Genomic DNA, 18,291 nt, shown 5'->3' with positions numbered 1-18,291 from the left:
TCTCTCCCTTAATTAAAGTCCTTTAGCTTTTGCTTCATCCCAATATGAATCCAGTTCTTCCAATGTATAATCCTCAAATTTTTTGTCTGCCCTTTGAATGCACTCTTCTATATATGTAAAACGCTGGTGGAATTTTTGATTTGCTTTGTAGACGGCTTCTTCCGCTTGTATGTCATAATAACGTGAAATGTTGACAAGCGCAAAAAAGAGGTCGCCCAGCTCTGATTTTATTCTTTCAACATCCCTGTTCGGACTCAATATTTCCTCTTCCAATTCCTGCACTTCTTCCCTGACCTTTTTCCAGGCTTCGGAAACCTCATCCCAATCAAATCCGACCTTCGCAGCCCTTTTTTGGTACTCTTCGGCCCGAAGTAAGTTTGGCAGCGATTTCTCAATACCATCCAGTATGGATTTCAGAGCTTTTGTTTCGCTCCCTTTTTCATCTTCTTTGATTTTCTGCCAGTTCACTAATACATCTTCCTCGCCGCTCACTTCAACATCTCCGAATACATGAGGATGGCGCCGAATCATTTTTGCCGTAATGCCTTCAATCACATCATCTATCGTGAACATGCCCTCATCTTCGCCGATTTGTGAATGAAGCATCACCTGAAGCAGGACATCCCCAAGTTCACCAACCATACCCTCATCGTCACCTTCGTCGATGGAATCAATCAGCTCATATGCTTCTTCTATTAGATATTTCTTCAAGCTTTCATGAGTTTGTTTCTTATCCCAAGGACATCCGTCAGGACCTCTAAGTTCTGCGATGACCCGCCGCAGCTTAGAAAACTCTCTATATCGTAAAGCTTCATCTTTTACTGGTGGGACATAAACACTCGTCAAGTTACTTAACTCCATCTGACGGTCGAGTTCGAAGAGGGCGCATTTTGTCACTTTTTCCTGACTGCTGCCTGCCGCAGTTACGATATATACCACGTAGTCATCCGGGAGCTTTTCCATCAAAGTCAGCTTCACATCGGATGCACTGAATGCGTCATACACCTGTCCGATTATCATATGCTGGGTAATGTGTAAATCATCCGGTGAAAGATCTGTTCCATCCAATAGCTGAAACCCTTCTATCGGATCGATCCTAACAGCCTGAAACAATGGATCAAGGAAACTTTGCCCGCCTTCCAGCTTAATGGCTATTCCAAGAGCCGGACCCTTTTCGAGCAAAAGCTGCACCGTTTTTTCCGCAACCATAGGATGCCCCGGAACTGCGTATAAAATGGAACGGTTTGAAGCCTCTTGTAATAATGTTCCGGCAATTTCTTCATATACAGCTTCAAATTGGTCGTGCTTTTCATATATCCCGTCAAACGCCGTGAAATTTATTCCTTCCCTTTTCAAATCCCCGATTACCGGATGATCAACCGTTCTGACGTAGCATTGTTCTGTTTGTATCAATTTTTTATAAATCCCTAGTGGAAGCTGCTCTAAATCCCCTGCACCAAGGCCTATTATCGTAATCTCATTCATGATTTCTTATACTCCTATTCGTTATTATAAATCGTTTAAGCTTTGAACCTGCAGGTATAAGTGAAAGTTCTTCTTCACCAAATAAGCCTGCCCGAATGGCGGTCATCACAAAAACGGCTGCACCGATCCCTACACCGATCAAAGCTTGGATCGTAGCTAACAACCGGCTCTCGCCTGAGGACATCAATTCGAATAAACCATTGAATAAAACAACCGCAGCCCCCATGTAAACCGTACTCTTCAAGATAATTAACACGTGTCGTTTTTCAATTAATGTCTTTTTAATATGTACTTTCAATACAACATAAAATAATACAGTCATGATCATATACGCAAGTACTGTTGCCGAGGCTGCTCCCGCAATTTTGTAATGGGGCACCAGAACAAGGTTCAAAGCCCACTTGCTGCCCACCCCCACAATCGTAATGATCACCGGCACGAACGAATGGCCTAAACTTTGAATCACTGCCGCTTCCGCCATAATGAGGGATGTAAATAAAATCGATAAAGAGAAAATTGCTAAAGTAATCGTCCCTTTGGCATCAGTGAACAGCATATGATTGACAGGCTTCATCGTCACCACCAGCCCGATCGCAGCAGCGAGCCCGATCGTCGCACTTACACGAAGCGCCAATTTGATCTTATTCAATAAATCAAGTTCACTTTTCCTCTGAACGAATCCGGATATTACAGGTACTAGCGCCAATGCAAAAGAATTAGCCACGACTGTACCTAGCTGAAGCAACGGCTGTCCTCGATCATATACCCCTTTCCATTCTTTGGCTTCCCCTTCCCCCATTCCCGTTTCCCTTAGCAGGGAATACAAGTGCAGTGAATCGACAAACTGAAACAAGATAAGGATCAAACCAGTTATGCAAAAGGCCAATCCTTGGAAAATCAGGGCTTTGGAAATTTTGATGAAATTCACCGGTTTGATTCTCATTCGTAAAAAAAGCTTCCATTCTTCTCTTAAAATAACGAAAGCAATTAGCAGTACCAGGCCTGTCATGCCGCCGGTCACCGAACCGAGGACCGCCCCCTTGCCGACCACATAATGAGAGTAGCCCTGATACACGAATATTGTGGAAAGGATCAGAATCGTCAACACACGGATGCATTGTTCAGCGACCTGCGAACTTGCCGTCGGTAACATGTCGTTTATTCCTTGAAAATAGCCTCTTAAAACAGATGAAATCGGCATTAATAAATAGGAATAGGCAACGATCCTCAGCAGACCGGCTAAATGCGGATCCTTCATCCATCCTGCAATCCAATCAGCGCCAAGGAATAGTGCAGCAAACATCATGATGCCTATCGAACTTAAGACAACGAATGATGTCACTAATATGTCCTTGACCGCGAAGTTATTTTTGGAAGACTCCCGTTCTGCAATTAGTTTGGATATGACTACCGGAAAGCCGATTGTTGATAATGTAAAGGCAACACCGTAGAAGGGATAAACCTGTTGATAGATATAAAATCCGATGTCACCAGCAATGTTCTGATATGGTATGCGATAGGCCGCGCTCAAAACTTTTACGATAATCGCTGCTGCGCTCAAAATCAACGCACCTCGAAAAAGTTCATTTGATGTTTTAACAGGCTTTTCAGCCATATTTTTTCCCCTTTTCACTCATATGTGGTAGTTATTATAGCATAATTCCAATGGGTATTTTTCAATTCCGGCCATACTGTCAATCATTTTCCATATCCACTTCTTTTAGAAAGTGCAAAAAGGACAGCGCGATTGCTGCCCTTTCCACCTTTAAAAATATAATGGCATGTCCAAGGTTACTGCTCCATTTGTCTAGCTAGGAAACTTGCTGCTGTTTCAACCGATTTCTGTTCCACTTCACCAATGGTACTATCTTTAGAGAAAATCAAGACGGCACCAATCGGGTCGCCACTCGCAATGATCGGAGCTGCAGTATAAGATTGGACCTCTTCATCATTGGAATCAACGAATGAAATTTGTCCGTTCGGAGACTCCAGGACAGGATTTCTTTCTTCCATGATTTTTTCCACTAGATCACTGACGCTTTTATTTAAGTATTCTTTTTTGGAGCCGCCTGCCACTGCAATGTAAGTATCCCTGTCACAAATCATAACTGGGTTTCCAAGGCTATCATATAGTGCTTCTGCATATTCCCTTGCGAAATCTCCTAATTCACTAATAGGAGAGTATTTCTTTAGGATGACTTCTCCATCTCTATCCACAAATATTTCCAGTGGATCTCCTTCACGAATACGGAGTGTCCTGCGAATTTCTTTCGGGATGACGACTCTTCCTAAATCATCAATTCGGCGAACGATACCAGTTGCTTTCATCTAATGTTGCCTCACTTTCATCTAATTGATTTGATAAATCCTCATTTTGTAGCAAAATCATCACCAGCTATTGTACTTAGTATTTTTCTAATGGTAAGTTCTATGCACTTTGAAAAAATTTTTCTTTTTGTTGCATTTTTTTACCATGGTACCTAAAAAAATTTCTTCTAGAGGACAATCATTCAATTTTAGTTTTTTGTGGCTTGCGTCTCTTTTTTTACATACTGCAAACCCTTGGCCATTTCAAATAAGATATTAAGCCACTTGCTTTGTTCCACGCCTTTTATGTGCAGGACCAGCTTCATTCGATTGCCGTCCATGCCGAAGCCCACCATACGGCCATACTTCGATCCCAGCTCGAACACCTTTTGTCCATCCACTTCGCTGCTGACCTTTTCCCTAAGGAGAATGCTGATTTCCTGCTTTAATTGTTTAATGCTTTCAATTCCAGCCTTTTCAGCATATACCTTCATTTCGGCAATCATGAATAAATAGGAAACTTCCTCTGGATATTCTCCGAAACGATCGATCATTTCCTCTTGTAATTCTTCAACTTCTTCAAGCGAAGCTATACCTCTGAACCTTTTATACATTTCTATTTTCTGATGTCCATCCATTATGTAGGCATCAGGGATATAAGCATCCACTTCAACGTCGATTTCCAGGGTGCTCTTTTCTTCGGCTGGTTGGTCATTACGTTTCGCATCTACAGCTTCTTTCAACATTTGTGAATACAGATCAAAACCAACCGAATCGATGAAGCCATGTTGTTGGGCCCCTAGAATGTTTCCAGCTCCCCTGATGGATAAATCACGCATCGCGATTTTGAACCCTGAACCCAATTCTGTAAATTCCTTAATGGATTGAAGACGTTTTTCCGCCACTTCCGTCAACACTTTATCTTTCCTATAAGTGAAGAACGCATATGCCACCCTGTTGGATCGACCTACACGGCCACGCAGCTGATAGAGCTGTGAAAGTCCCATTCTATCCGCTTCATTCACTATAAGCGTATTGACATTGGGGATATCAACACCCGTCTCTATAATGGTTGTACTTACCAAAACATCATATTCGCCTTCTAAAAAGCCGAACATGACGGCTTCCAGTTCTTGCTCTGTCATTTGCCCATGAGCAAAGGTGACACGGGCATCAGGTACCAGCATGGAAATTTCTTCTGCTTTTCTTGCTATATCCTCTACCCGATTGTAAAGGAAATAAACCTGACCACCCCTGGCCAATTCCCGTTCTATCGCTTCCGTTACCAAAGAGCCATTATACTCCATGACATAAGTTTGGATCGGGAACCGGTTCTCAGGCGGTGTTTCGATGACGGACAGATCCCTCACGCCCAACATAGACATATGTAGGGTCCTTGGTATCGGTGTCGCAGTCAAAGTCAGTACATCCACATTTGTTTTTAACCGTTTGATCTTTTCCTTATGTGTAACGCCAAAGCGCTGTTCTTCATCAATGATTAGCAATCCCAAATCGCGGTACACGATATCTTTTGATAAAATCCTATGTGTGCCAACCACAATATCCACCGTGCCGGCCTTCAATCCTTTAATCGTTTCCGTTTGCTGTTTTTTAGTCCGGAAACGGCTCATAAGGCCAATCGAAATGGGATAATCCTGAAAACGCTCCCTTAATGTTTCATAATGCTGCTGGGCGAGGATTGTGGTCGGAACAAGAAATGCAACCTGCTTCCCATCCATTATGGCTTTAAAAGCGGCCCGGATCGCCACCTCTGTCTTCCCATATCCAACATCGCCACATAATAAACGATCCATCGGCCGTTCCCGTTCCATATCCTTTTTGATTTCGACTATGGAACGTAATTGATCTTCCGTTTCGTTATAAGCGAATGATGTTTCGAATTCTCTCTGCATATCACCATCAGGTGAAAAGGCATAGCCCTTTGCCGCTTCTCTTTCTGCGTATAACTTGATTAAATCATCGGCAATGTTCTCAACGGATGATTGAACCTTACTTTTGACACGTTTCCATTCCGTTCCGCCTAGCTTATAAAGCTTCGGCTCTTTTCCTTCAGAACCGACATATTTTTGGACAAGATCAATTTGGTCGACAGGAACATACAATTTGTCATCCGCTTGATAACGAATATTCAGGTAATCTTTATGGACCCCATTTATCGTAAGGGTTTCAATACCCAAGTATTTTCCGATACCGTGGTTAACGTGAACGACATAGTCACCGACCTTCAGTTCGGAATAACTCTTGATTCGCTCCGCATTCGATAGTTTCTGTCTCCGTACCGATTTCTTTGACTTCTTATTAAACAATTCCGTTTCCGTAATGATACTGAACTTTTGCATAGGCAATTCAAAGCCGCTATTTAGACTGCCGCGTAAAATCTGTACTTTACCTGGAAGAATGCTGTCAGCATTAAACAGTTCTGCGGCCTCTATATCATAATCGGCTAAAACCGAATGCAGCTTTTTTACCCGTTCTTCATCCTGTCCAAGTATGACGACTGTATATTTCCCTTTTTTCCAACGTTCCAGTTCAGCTTTGAACACATTCATCTGTCCATGGAAACTTTGCATTTGTTTACTGGCAAAATTCAGGATATTCTGAGGATTCGTATGCGGTACATGCCGTAAAAACAATGATAGGTATACAAACGGCCTGCTGGATTTCACTATTAATTCCTGCATGGGATGAGCCAACTTTATGTCGTGGATAATTTGTCCCTGACTTAAAAGGTCCGTGTACCACCCAGCCTCTTCCTTTTCCAACGAATCATTGATTTCCTGGATTCTACTGATTTCATCCAAGAAAACCAAACCATTTACCGGTAAATAATCTATTAAACTAGCTGGATCTTCATACGCCAAACTTAAGTATTTAAAGATTTTGTCGGGTATATTCCCCATTTTCAGCTGTTCAAGTTCATAACTGATCGTTTGAACCAGCTGTTCCTTGGTTTTCTCGTCTTTAAGTTTCTTCAAGCTTTTACTTAATCCGCTCTCGAGCCTTGTTATGATTCTTTCGATATGCTCCGTCTCTAGCAAAGCCTCACTGACGGGGCCAATCGTCACTTTCTTGAGCTTCTCGATGGATCGCTGATCTTCGCTTGAAAAAGTCCTTATTGAATCTATTTCGGTATCGAATAATTCAATTCGTATTGGATTAGGTTCGGTGATCGGGTAAATATCGATTATACCGCCCCTGATACTGAATTCACCTGGAGAAGCAACCATTTCGGACCGGTTATAACCCATGGCAATGAATTTATTAAGCGTTGGTTCAAGCTCGATGTCTTCCCCTAGATTAAAAGCTAGCTGATGTCTCTTCCAAATATCCTTTGGAGGAAGCACACGACGCACTCCGGGAATCGGGGCAATGACAATCCCTTTCTTTCCCTCCGCCCAAAAGTTCAAAGCCTCTACACGTTGGGCCCTTAATTCCGGGCTGGCAACACTCAAATCAGCCGCAATCAATTCATTGGCTGGATATATATATAATTCTTCCTCGGGAATGAAACTGGATAAGTCCTCATGGAATTTCTGTGCTTGCAATAAATTATGGGTAACTAATAAAATAGGCCTGTTCGTCTTTTCATATACGGAAGCCAGCAATAACGATCTCGAGGAACCTGTCAGACCAGAGACGATTTGCTCCTTAAGCCCTTCATCGATGCCGGCTATTAACGAATGAACATCATCTTGTTTGGAAAACAAGTTCTGCAATCCATTCATTTTCTTTCCCCCCTCTCTTTAACGTGCGAAAAACATTTACTTTATTTGAACTTGGCCATCACCAAGATCCTCTTTATTAACGGCAATTTATGTGCCCTGGTATTCCAGACAAACGGAAAAATGCTTTGGATTTTGTCCAAAGCCCTCTCCCGCTAATGAATAATATAATCGTTTTCATATAAATCAGGGTTTCTTTGCAGCGATTCATGGCAATCTTCACATATTGCCCTTACATGCATATCCCCTTCAGAATCATAAACGATCATCTCTTGTCGCTCTTCATCGGTAAGTTGATTAAAACCTAACTGCTCCGTACTCAGTGAGTGTGCCTCGATTGAGCCCAGCTTAGTTCCGCAATGTCGGCATCGATAATGGAGAGCCATTTGGTAACCCCCTATTTTTGTAATAGTGTTAGTATGTACAAAAGTAGAGGGGTTTTATTCAGCGAAACAGGAAGATATTATTCTTTACTTATATCTACTCTCTGCTTATTGGTTATATTCGTTCATGACCTGTATAAATGGTTTTTCCAACCAGGCTTCACATGAAGCTGCACTTTTTTCGATCGTTGCCCCGACTTGATCCCATTCTTCAGGCGAAAAACGCCCTAATACATAATCAGATACCGGAATACGGCCAATCGGGCGGCCAATGCCTATTCTGATTCGATTGAATTCCTGTGTACCCAAATGGGCAATTGAAGATTTTATCCCATTATGACCGCCTGCACTTCCTTTTTGACGAAGGCGAAGCTTTCCTGGAGGCAAATCAAGGTCATCATATATAATGACCAAATCCGCGATATCCACCTTAAAGAAATGCATGACAGCCGAAATGGATTCTCCTGATAAATTCATGTAGGTTAAGGGTTTAAGCAATAAAACCTTTTCTCCCTTTACCATTCCTGAACCATATATCCCCTTATGTTTTGCTTGATCAAGAGGGATCGACCATCTTTTGGATAACTCATCTATTACTTCAAATCCGACGTTATGCCGAGTTTTTTCATATTGTTTACCTGGGTTCCCTAACCCTACAATAATTTTCATGATTCACACTCCGTCATTACGGTTATTTAGGGAGTTACGCTGGGACGAAGTTTTTCCAAGATCATTGACCTTAGAAAAATAGTACCCTAATTTCAAGCTGGACTGCAAGCGACAGGAGAACTAATTAGGTAAAATCCAAATTAAAGGAATCCATTACAAAAAAAGTCCGTCCGGTTTAAATGAATGCATTCCAGAGATTGAAAAGACGTAACTCGTTAAGAGCTACGCCTATTATATCACGATTCACTTGTTTAATCCCGGCATCATGACTCTGGTGATGCCTTGGTTTCCCTGCCTTCTTCATTTTCAGGGATGCCGCCATCCTGCTGTTCACCTGTACTTATTTCCTCTTCCTGACGAGGAGCCAAAACAGATGCAACAACTTCTTCACCATCGTTGCCGATTGTAACTTGCTTATTCGTTTGGATATCGGATATGTAGATTGTTTCCCCTACCTGAAGTTCGGTAACGTCAACATCGATGGAGTCAGGAATGTCATTAGGTTTAGCCGTAACCGTCACTTCATGAAGAGACTGCTGAAGGACCCCACCGTCTTTCACGCCTTTGCAAACACCGACAAGGTTAATGCGAACTTGTGCCTGTAATTGAGCGGACATATCTACAATTAAAAAGTCTGCATGATAAATCGAGTTTTTTATTGGATCCTTTTGATAATCAGAGAGCATGACTTTATAACTCTTACCTTCCAAGTCCAAAGAAATGATTCCATTACGGCCTATTTCCTTGATTGTCTTTTGAAGCTCAATATTATTGACTGAAATGGCCGTACTGTCATTTTTATTGCCATATACTATCGCAGGGATTTCGCCGCTTTCTCTCAAATTCCTTAAATTAGAGTGTTTTGAACCCGTACGTTCTTTTGCAGCTAATATATTACTCATACATCCTCCGCCTTCCTAAATATGAATTACAAGTTTCTCTATATTTAACATTTCCCTAAATGGCGAATCATTAAACATGAAAGGTAAAATCCGAAGGGAGCAAGAAGGCGATAAACATATGGTAAACATAGGAATCCGCTGCAAAATCTTTTTTCATTCTTTTTTTCTCTAACTCAAGCGTGAATCGCTTTTTTTTCCATTTCCCCCTCGACTTGCATTACTCGGTCTAGGATTTGGGCTGCTAGTGATGAGTATTGAATACTATCCTTTTTCCGCGGTCTAGGCAGATTGATTTCCTTATTCATGACGACTTTGCCTTCTTCGATTAATATGACACGGTCGGCAAGCATAACGGCTTCTTCAACATCATGTGTAACAAGTAAGGCAGTAAAGTCCCTTTCCCTCCATAGTTCTTCTATCAGCCTTTGCATGCCAATCCTCGTTAAAGCATCCAACGCCCCTAGTGGCTCATCCAAGAGGAGAATGTCAGGTTGGTTAACCAATGCCCTCGCCAATGCAATCCTCTGTTTTTGCCCCCCAGATAAAACGGACGGCCAATCATTTGCTCGATCTGCAAGGCCCACTAGCTCCAGCAATTCCATTGCGTTTGGCTTCCAATCCCCTTTCAAGCCTACACCAATATTTTGAAGGATTTTTTTCCAAGGAAAAAGCCTGCCATCCTGAAACATCGTTCGTGATGATTTATTTAAGCCATTCAACGGCTTTCCATTCACCAGTATTTGCCCGCCCGTCGGCTTTTCCAGTCCTGCCACAAGACGAAGCAAGGTGCTCTTGCCACAACCACTCTTACCGACAATGGCTATGAATTCCCCCTTTTTAAATGTCAGGTCCATCCCCTTCAATACTTCAAACTTCCCAAAATCCTTTCTTACACCATGCAACTCCAACGAATTTCCATCTTTCATGTTAATGACCTCCTCATTGGTATGACGGATGCCACTTTAAGCATCTTTTTTCAATCACTTTGGCCGCAACGTCCGATATTTTTCCTAATAAGGCATATAAGAGAATACTAAGAACAACTATATCCATCCTCATGAATTCCCGGGCATTCATAGCCATATATCCAATTCCGGAATTAGCGGAAATTGTTTCCGCGACAATTAATGTGACCCACATGATTCCAAGTGAGAAGCGGATACCCACCAAAATGGATGGAAAGGCTGCAGGGAGGAGTACATTCCAGAATAAAGAAAAACTACTTAACCCATAAACCCTCGCCGCTTCGATTAATCCCTTATCCACCGATTTCACACCATGAAATGTATTTAAATAGATAGGAAATAGAACCCCTAAAGCGACAAGGAAGATTTTCGCTTCTTCCTCTATACCAAACCATAGAATCACCAGCGGTATTAAAGCTAAATGGGGAATATTACGCAACATCTGAAGCGAGGTATCGAATAAAGTTTCAGCAATGGATGATAATCCATTTAATAAACCTAGTACAAAACCAATGATCCCGCCTATTAAAAAGCCGATGAAGGCACGCTGAGCACTGATGCCGATATAATCAATAAGTTCACCTGTCCCCAATAAAGCAACACCTGCTTGAAACACTTCAGTCGGGGCAGGCAATATCCGATCCGACAAAATCCCCCACAAAGACAGCAGCTGCCAAGTTACCAAAAGGAAGATGGGCACAAGCCATGATATGAGGTGGAACCTATTGAACTTTTTGTTTAACTTCATCTTCAATTTCACTTCCTTTTGTAGGGTAGTGGTCATTAGCCAATATTTCCCCGAATGGGCTCGTAGCATTTGAAACGGGTCCGTGCAGCCGTTCAACAGGGAGTAAAGGGAATAATAATTCCGCAACTCTGTACGCTTCTTCAAGATGGGGGTATCCAGATAAAACAAAGGATTCTATTCCGATTTCTTCATATTCCTTCATTCTGGCAGCAACATTTTCTGCACTCCCGACTAGTGCCGTACCGGCGCCCCCGCGCACAAGACCTACACCTGCCCATAGGTTAGGGCTAATTTCAAGCGAATCCCTGTTTCCGTTATGGAGTTGCGCCATCCGCTTCTGGCCTACTGAATCAAATCTTTCAAAAATCTTCTGTGAATTTTCAATCATTTCGTCATCCACATATTTAATGAGTTCCTCAGCTGCCTGCCAAGCTTCTTCTTCCGTTTCTCTTACAATGACATGCATCCGTATGCCAAACCTGACCTCACGTCCATATTCTGCTGCCTTTTTACGTACCTTTTCAATTTTTTCAGCTACTTGTACCAAGGGTTCACCCCAAGTCAAGTACACATCTATATGCTTTCCTGATATATCGATGGCCGGGTCGGAGGAACCCCCGAAATAGAGTGGCGGGTACGGTTTTTGTACAGGTGGCAAAAGGATGTCCCCGCCTTCGACCTTTAGGTGCTCCCCTTCAAAGTCCACTTTACCCCCGGACATTTCCTTTCTCCAGATATCAAGAAATTCATCTGTCTGCCCATATCGTTCCTTATGATTCAGAAATACGCCATCACCCGCCAATTCGACCGGATCCCCTCCAGTTACTACATTGATCAAGAGACGTCCATTCGACAGCCGGTCGAAGCTCGAAGCCATCCTGGCAGCCAAGGTTGGCGACATTAAACCTGGGCGGACCGCAACTAAAAATTTCATTCTTTCCGTGGCGGAAATCAACGAAGAACCCACTACCCATGCATCCTCACAAGACCGTCCCGTCGGAAGCAACGCTCCTTCAAATCCCAAATGATCGACCGCCTGTGCTATTTGCTTTAAATAAGGAAGCGTGATTGCCCTTCCTCCCTTTGTTGACCCTAAATAGCGACTTTCCCCGTGTGATGGTAAAAACCAAAAAACTTTCATTTGTATTTCCCCCTTAATGTTTTTTAAGATTTGCTGAAGCATCCAGAATATTAATCTTGCTTGGGATTAACTTAAGATTGTAAAAAGTATCGGCAATCTTTTGTTGATCATCCAAAACGGCATTGGAAATCTCCTCGAGTCCATATTCTTTTCTTTTCAATGTTTTTTCCAATGCCTCAACACTCATTCCAATTTCCGGAGATAGAAACTCAGCGACATCTCCTGGGTTCTCTTCAATCCACTTATCAGTCTTTATCAGTTCTTCTTTGATAATCTTCAACGCCTCTTCATTCCCGGCAAATGAATCAGTTGCCAAGAAGAATTCACGATTCGCCACAAGTCCATCTCCATCCAGGATCGTTTTCGTTTCAAGTTCCAATTCCGCCGCTGATAAAAATGGATCCCATATTACCCAGGCATCAATTTGATTTCCTTCAAAAGCGGCCCTCGCATCTGCCGGCGGTAAGTAGACCGGGGTAATATCATCAAGAGTTAGTCCTGCTTCCTCTAAAGCTTTGACCAATAGATAATGAACATTGGAGCCTTTATTCAAACCAACCTTCTTTCCCTTTAAATCTTTCACATTTTTGATGGGTGAATCCTTTTGTACGACTATAGCCTCTCCTGATGGGTTTGCCGGTTGATTGGCAATATAGACAAGCGGAGCCTTGGCTGCTTGTGCAAATATCGGCGGCGCCTCCCCTGTGTGCCCAAAATCAAGGCTTCCGACATTCAAGGCTTCAAGCAGCTGAGGTCCTGCAGGGAATTCAGTCCAATCGACGGTATATCCCACTTCTTTCAAATGTGTTTCCAGACTCCCTTTTGATTTTAAAATATTTAATGTCCCGAATTTTTGATAACCGATTCGGATGGTTTTATCTGATTCTTTTGCGTCAGCACTATTGGAACTATTCTTTTCCTGCCCACATGCACTTACTATCAGCATGAAGATGCTGAAGATGGACAGCAGCCATATCTTTCGTTTTCTCTTCATATTCTGCACACCCTTCTTAAACAATTTATATAAAAATAAAAGGCTCCTTTCCTTCACCAATTGGACAATAGGGCAAAATGATGCCTAATGTTCAATTGGTGAAGGAAAGGAGCCTTCGGTAGTCCGATCGGCGTTAACCAGTATGCACTTGCGTAGTACAGTTTTTCATTCCATGAATTTGAATTGAATTTGTATAGTTATTTTATTATTACTATTCTCATCTGTCAACTAAGAATTAAAAATTTTCTGAAACCTTTAAACGAAAACACGGCGAGCCCGAAAGGCCCGCCGTGTTTTCGTTTATTTTGTTATCAATCGAATAATGTGCTGACTGATTGTTCCTCATGCACACGAATGATTGCCTCTGCAATCAAAGGTGCTACAGAAAGTCCAACAATTTTATCGATCTTCTTATCTTCAGATAGTGCAATCGAGTTAGTCACGACCAATTCCTTGATCGTTGAATTTTGAATCCTTTCGATGGCAGGACCTGAAAGGACTGGGTGAGTACAACAAGCGTACACTGCTTTAGCCCCATTCTCCACAAGGGCATTGGCCGCTAATGTAATAGTTCCTGCAGTATCGATGATGTCATCAATCAGTATTGCTGTCTTCCCTTCAATATTACCAATGATGTTCATGACTTCAGCCACGTTCGGTCTTGGGCGGCGCTTATCGATAATGGCGATCGGTGCTTTTAGGCGATCAGCCATTTTACGGGCACGTGTTACACCACCATGATCTGGGGAAACGATGACGATATCACTTAAATCTTTTTCCTTGAAGAAATCAGCTAAAATCGGAACGGCAACAAGGTGATCGATTAGAATATCGAAGAAACCTTGAATTTGAGGTGCGTGAAGATCTAATGTGATTACACGGTGGGCACCAGCCGTTTCTAAAAGATTTGCGACAAGTTTAGCTGTAATCGGTTCACGCGCACGCGCTTTACGATCTTGTCGGGCATAACCGTAATATGGCATTACAATATTGATCGTTTTAGCTGAAGCACGTTTAAGAGCATCGATCATAATTAAAAGTTCCATTAAATTTTCATTCACTGGTTGGCTTGTTGATTGGATCACGAATACGTCACAGCCACGAATACTTTCTTCAATATTAATTTGAACTTCACCGTCACTGAAACTTGTTACGCTACATTTTCCAAGTTCAACACCGATTGCAGCAGCAATTTCCTGAGCTAAATCGAAGTTTGAATTTAAAGAGAATACTTTTAAATTAGGATCTAAATACTGATTTGACATGATGACCTCCGTCGGTTATTTATTAAATTTCAAATTCTTGACATAATCTTCTTTGTTAACTTGACGAGCCCGAGCAACGGATAGGGCTTCCTGCGGTACATCATGCGTGATGGTTGAACCAGCAGCTACATATGCCCCTTCTCCTACTGTCACAGGTGCAACCAGATTAGAATTGCAGCCTATGAAGACATTGTCTTCAATCTTCGTCAAATATTTATTTTTCCCGTCGTAATTCACGGTAATAGATCCGCAGCCTATATTAACATTCTCCCCAACCTCTGCATCACCAATATAACTCAAATGTGACGCTTTGCTTCCTTTGCCAAAAACGGTCTTTTTAATTTCGACAAAATTACCGATCTTAACGGAATCCTTAATATCTGATTGAGGTCTAACATGTGCGAATGGACCGATTTTAACAAAACTTCCAATACTGCTTTCGTGTACAACCGATTGGAGGACTTCCGTTCCATCACCAATTTCACAATTACTGATTTCCGTATTCGGGCCAATCAAGCAATCCTGCCCGATAATACTTTTTCCTTTAATGAATGACCCAGGGTTAATGACTGTGTCCTGTCCGATTTGCACATCCGCTTCAATGAACGTTGTAACCGGATCGATGATCGTTACACCGTTCCTCATATGCATTTCATTGATGCGTTTCCGTAAAATTTGCTCTGCCTGCGATAAAGCCACACGGTCATTCACACCCAATGTCTCCTCGAAATCACTGGATTGGAAAGCCGTCACCACTTCGCCTTCTTCTTTTAAGATTTCAATAACATCCGGTAAGTAATATTCTCCCTGGACATTTTCATTTGAAACTTTTTTCAGCGCGCTAAATAATGCTTGGTTGTCGAAGCAATATGTACCGGTATTTATTTCCTTAACATATCTTTCTTCTTCAGAAGCATCCTTATGCTCGACGATTTTTTCTACAAGTCCGCCTTCACCGCGAAGGACCCTTCCATAGCCAGCAGGGTTATCTGCATATGCTGTTAAGATTGTTGCTTTCGCCTGACTTTGCTCATGCAATGCTATAAGCTCTTCCATTGTTTCCGCTTTAATCAGAGGCGTATCTCCGCAAATAACAAGGGTCGTGCCACTTTTTGCGGATAAAACGCTTTCCGCTTGCATTACAGCATGTGCCGTACCTAATTGCTGTTCTTGTAAGGCATACTTGCATGAATCACCAAGTTGTTCTTGAACCTTTTCAGCACCATGGCCGATGACTGTTACAATATCTTCTATTTGAAGTTGATTGACTTGATCGATAACATGTTGTACCATTGGTTTCCCGCAAACAGGGTGCAAAACCTTATAAAGCTTAGATTTCATCCTAGTACCTTGCCCAGCGGCCAATATTATTGCATAGCGATTACTCATAACAGGCCTCCATTTTCACCTTTTTATCCACTAAAAATATTATCTCAAATAGTGATTCTTTTCAAGGTAACAATTAAAAGTACATATAATTGTCAACCAATCAGGTGAAAAATTTCCGATATCCGACAGCCCTTACAAAGGTTAGCAATGGATCTTGGGGCTTTATTTTACATGAAATTAATGATGTATACCCGGTCAATGTACAGAAATCACATATCCTCCCCCTTTATCCCAAAACACTGCCACGACCGCGCCACGCCCTATGTACAAGCCATTTAGAAGCACTGCACCCGTTGTTAACTCCCATTCCGAGATCAGGTTACCGGTTCATTTCATCTTAGGTCATTAGGAGGTCCCACTTACAATATCCGGTTAAACAAAAAGGTTTAAAAAATAAAAAGGATGGGTACTTAAACTTTAGATAAAAACGTAAGTTTTACAATTTATTAAAGCAAATGTCTGTATGATGGGCGAATAAGTTCTAAACTTATCTGTTTTTGAATAAATAAAAAAGAGCACTACTTATGAAGTAGGCTCTAGATGCACGAATTATAAATTTAAAGTTTAAAAGTAAGGTTATTTTAAGAAGCACCTGCTCCAGCTTCCTCTAATTCAGTTTCAAGTTCTCCCAATCGATGATATTCTGTCAAGACAGCTTCTTGAATTTTCCCGCGTGTCGAGGAATTGATTGGATGAGCGATATCCCGGAATTCTCCATCTGGAGTTCGTTTACTTGGCATTGCTACAAATAAACCATTGTTTCCGTCGATCACACGAATATCATGAACCACAAATTCATTATCCAGTGTAATTGATGCGATAGCTCTCATACGACCATCCGTATTCACACGGCGTAATCTTACGTCAGTTACTTCCATTTAAGCTCACCATCCCTTTTTGTTGTTGTTAAAACTTAAAGTACATATTCAACAAAAAAACGTGAACTCCTTCTATTATCTGTAATTTTTTTAGAAAATTCAGCCTAGTTTTTAAAAACATTAAAAATTATCCTTATATTACAGGAAAATTACCCATTACGAATTCCCTTGAAAAATAAAAAAACGCCCGTTTATTTAACGAGCGCTACCACTTCTATTTCCACTAGTGCATCTTTAGGAAGGCGAGCAACCTCTACACAAGAGCGAGCAGGTTTGTGAGCAGAAAAATATTCTCCGTATATTTCATTAATCGAACCGAAATCGTCCATACTTTTAATGAATACTGTAGCCTTAATGACAGTTTCCAATGAAGCCCCAGCTTCTTTCAATACGGCTTGGAGATTCTTAAAGACCTGGTGTGTTTGTTCCTTGACATCCCCTGTCACCATCTCACCAGACGCAGTAAGCGGGATCTGTCCAGAACTGAAAAATAACGTATCCACGATCACGCCTTGTGAATATGGTCCGATCGCTGCCGGTGCTTCATCAGTATGTATCGTTTTCATGAAATGATTCCCCCTATTCCTTTTTCGTAAAATAATTCCCACGGCTGACCTTGATTTTCTTGTCTCTTTCGACCACCTGCGTCAACTTGATTAAAGAAACATAATCCTCGACAAGGCACTCCTCCGTATGTTCGGATTCGACCAGCACCGCAATTCCGGCAACTGTTGCCTTAAATTCATCCAATAGACTGACCATACCGTTAATGGTACCTCCAGCCTTCATGAAATCGTCTACAATCAATACATTCGAACCCTCAACCAAGCTTCTCTTAGAGAGTACCATAGTCTGGATCCTCTTTGAAGAGCCAGAAACATAATTGATGCTCACTGTAGAACCTTCCGTTACTTTATTATTCCTACTTACAATGACAACTGGAACATTCAAATAATTTGCCACGGCGTATGCTAATGATATCCCTTTGGTTGCCATCGTCATGATGACTGAGACATTTTTCTTGGCATACATTGAAGCGATTATCCTTCCAACCTTATTCACGGTTTGCGGATGTCCTAATATGTCTGTCATATATAGATAACCGCCAGGAAGTAGCCTTTCGGGACTAGCGATCGTATCGCATAATCCGTCAATGAAGGCATTGACCTCTTCTTCCTTGATGGAAACAATATATTTCACTCCACCAGCCGCACCTGGAACGGTTGTTAAAGAACCTATCCCGCGTTGTTCAAAGGTATCTTTGATGATTGTCAAATCTTCACTTATCGAGGACTTCGCCGAACTATATCTTTCAGCAAAATAAGTCAGCGAAACTAGCTCCCCTGGATGTTCTAATAAATAATTGGTCATATCGACTAGCCTCTCGCTGCGACGAAATTTCATTGAGACACCCCCTTTGTG

Annotated in this window: 16 protein-coding genes; all 16 read right to left on the bottom strand. The window is 41.9% G+C overall.

Annotated elements, in window-relative coordinates:
* Positions 1–12 precede the first annotated feature (12 nt).
* Positions 13–1,485 carry a bifunctional methyltransferase/pyrophosphohydrolase YabN gene (yabN, locus tag ACIQYG_RS23685; RefSeq protein WP_402843154.1) on the bottom strand — a complete coding sequence of 491 codons (1,473 nt, stop codon included), beginning with the start codon at positions 1,483–1,485 and terminating at the stop codon, positions 13–15.
* The gene (locus ACIQYG_RS23680; RefSeq protein WP_402843151.1) at positions 1,478–3,100 is read right to left on the bottom strand and encodes a putative polysaccharide biosynthesis protein; all 1,623 of its coding nucleotides are present in this window, start codon (positions 3,098–3,100) and stop codon (positions 1,478–1,480) included. The genes yabN and ACIQYG_RS23680 overlap by 8 nt, the downstream gene beginning before the upstream one ends.
* 176 nt (positions 3,101–3,276) lie before the next feature.
* Complete coding sequence (gene spoVT, locus ACIQYG_RS23675) at positions 3,277–3,813, bottom strand: stage V sporulation protein T (RefSeq protein WP_402843148.1); 537 nt, start codon at positions 3,811–3,813, stop codon at positions 3,277–3,279.
* A 188-nt stretch (positions 3,814–4,001) separates the two neighbouring features.
* Positions 4,002–7,538, bottom strand: coding sequence for a transcription-repair coupling factor (gene mfd / locus ACIQYG_RS23670; RefSeq protein ID WP_402843145.1), 3,537 nt, complete (start codon positions 7,536–7,538; stop codon positions 4,002–4,004).
* Between the two features lie 152 nt (positions 7,539–7,690).
* On the bottom strand, positions 7,691–7,921 hold the full coding sequence (gene fin, locus ACIQYG_RS23665) for an anti-sigma-F factor Fin (protein ID WP_034316319.1): 231 nt from the start codon (positions 7,919–7,921) through the stop codon (positions 7,691–7,693).
* 105 nt (positions 7,922–8,026) lie between these two features.
* Positions 8,027–8,587 carry an aminoacyl-tRNA hydrolase gene (gene pth / locus ACIQYG_RS23660; protein WP_402843142.1) on the bottom strand — a complete coding sequence of 187 codons (561 nt, stop codon included), beginning with the start codon at positions 8,585–8,587 and terminating at the stop codon, positions 8,027–8,029.
* Between the two features lie 263 nt (positions 8,588–8,850).
* Positions 8,851–9,489, bottom strand: coding sequence for a 50S ribosomal protein L25/general stress protein Ctc (locus ACIQYG_RS23655; RefSeq protein ID WP_402843139.1), 639 nt, complete (start codon positions 9,487–9,489; stop codon positions 8,851–8,853).
* Positions 9,490–9,662: 173 nt separating this feature from the next.
* Entirely contained in the window at positions 9,663–10,415 is a 753-nt protein-coding gene (locus ACIQYG_RS23650) for an ATP-binding cassette domain-containing protein (RefSeq protein ID WP_402843137.1), read from the bottom strand.
* A gap of 13 nt (positions 10,416–10,428) precedes the next feature.
* Complete coding sequence (ssuC, locus tag ACIQYG_RS23645) at positions 10,429–11,202, bottom strand: aliphatic sulfonate ABC transporter permease SsuC (RefSeq protein ID WP_402843135.1); 774 nt, start codon at positions 11,200–11,202, stop codon at positions 10,429–10,431.
* Positions 11,177–12,343, bottom strand: a complete 1,167-nt coding sequence (gene ssuD, locus ACIQYG_RS23640) for an FMNH2-dependent alkanesulfonate monooxygenase (protein WP_402843132.1) — start codon at positions 12,341–12,343, stop codon at positions 11,177–11,179. Before ssuD ends, ssuC begins: the two co-directional genes overlap by 26 nt.
* Positions 12,344–12,356: 13 nt before the next feature.
* Entirely contained in the window at positions 12,357–13,337 is a 981-nt protein-coding gene (locus ACIQYG_RS23635; RefSeq protein ID WP_402843129.1) for a sulfonate ABC transporter substrate-binding protein, read from the bottom strand.
* Positions 13,338–13,648: 311 nt separating this feature from the next.
* Positions 13,649–14,602, bottom strand: a complete 954-nt coding sequence (locus tag ACIQYG_RS23630) for a ribose-phosphate diphosphokinase (protein ID WP_034316329.1) — start codon at positions 14,600–14,602, stop codon at positions 13,649–13,651.
* 15 nt (positions 14,603–14,617) lie between these two features.
* Entirely contained in the window at positions 14,618–15,991 is a 1,374-nt protein-coding gene (glmU, locus tag ACIQYG_RS23625; protein ID WP_402843126.1) for a bifunctional UDP-N-acetylglucosamine diphosphorylase/glucosamine-1-phosphate N-acetyltransferase GlmU, read from the bottom strand.
* Between the two features lie 581 nt (positions 15,992–16,572).
* The gene (gene spoVG, locus ACIQYG_RS23620) at positions 16,573–16,869 is read right to left on the bottom strand and encodes a septation regulator SpoVG (protein WP_034316332.1); all 297 of its coding nucleotides are present in this window, start codon (positions 16,867–16,869) and stop codon (positions 16,573–16,575) included.
* Positions 16,870–17,060: 191 nt separating this feature from the next.
* The gene (locus ACIQYG_RS23615; RefSeq protein ID WP_034316334.1) at positions 17,061–17,435 is read right to left on the bottom strand and encodes a RidA family protein; all 375 of its coding nucleotides are present in this window, start codon (positions 17,433–17,435) and stop codon (positions 17,061–17,063) included.
* A 13-nt stretch (positions 17,436–17,448) separates the two neighbouring features.
* Positions 17,449–18,273 (bottom strand): pur operon repressor, encoded by an 825-nt coding sequence (purR, locus tag ACIQYG_RS23610; protein WP_048690004.1) that lies wholly within the window; start codon positions 18,271–18,273, stop codon positions 17,449–17,451.
* Positions 18,274–18,291 lie beyond the last annotated feature (18 nt).

The organism is Peribacillus sp. NPDC096622 (assembly GCF_044762665.1).
Lineage (GTDB): Bacteria > Bacillota > Bacilli > Bacillales > DSM-1321 > Peribacillus > Peribacillus frigoritolerans_B.
The sequence above is the reverse complement of the archived record's forward strand: the minus strand, read 5'-3'. Positions and strand labels throughout refer to the sequence as shown.